This window comes from Methylobacterium variabile, assembly GCF_001043975.1.
Classification (GTDB): Bacteria; Pseudomonadota; Alphaproteobacteria; order Rhizobiales; family Beijerinckiaceae; genus Methylobacterium; species Methylobacterium variabile.
This window is the reverse complement of the sequence record NZ_LABY01000527.1, coordinates 1-749: the sequence shown is the minus strand read 5'-3', so window position 1 is coordinate 749 and position 749 is coordinate 1. Positions and strand designations below refer to the sequence as shown.

Here is a 749-nt window from a genome sequence, read left to right as displayed (position 1 = left end):
GGGCGGGGGGGCGGCGCGGGCCCCGGCGGTGTTGCGCACCGTCATCACCATCGGCGGGGGTACGCCCGCGACCGGCCCGGTGGCGGAGCCCGAGGAGGCCGAGCGCCCGCTCTCCGAGCAGCACCGGACCGAGCTGACCACCTATCGCACCATTGCGCTCCGCGCGGCGCTCGCGGACGATCCGGAGGCGGCCTTCATCGCGGTGCTCCACGCCATGGTGATCCGCGTCCTCGTCACCGCCTACCGCACCGGGTCGTGCCTGGAGATCTCCACCACCTCGGCCCGTCCCGACCACACCGTCCAGGGCCTCGAGGCGTACCGGCCGGCGAGCGCCCTCGATGCGAAGCGCGAGGCGTGGGCCAAGCGAATGCCGGCCGATCACGCCGCGATCTGGGACTTCCTGGTCGCCCTCGCCCCCGAGCAGCGGACCGAGCTGTTCGCGCTCTGCGCGGGTCTCAGCGTCAACGCGGTGCACTCCCCTTACGACCGGCGGCCCGAGGCGATGCCGCACGCCGACCGGCTCGCCCAGCTCGTCGGCCTCGACATGACCCAGGACTGGAAGCCGACGGCGACCAACTACTTCTCGCGCGTGACCAAGGGACGGATCCTGGCCGCGGTGGGCGAGGCCAAGGGCGAGGACACCGCACGGCTGCTCGAGGGCTTGAAGAAGGGTGACATGGCGCGCGAGGCCGAGCGCCTGATGGCCGACAGCGGCTGGCTGCCCGAGCTGCTGCGCACGCCCGGCCTGA

General features: G+C 73.4%; 1 pseudogene. It reads left to right on the top strand.

Annotated features, from left to right (window positions below):
• Positions 1 to 749, top strand: a pseudogene (locus VQ02_RS38630) (DNA-binding protein); the annotation flags it as partial.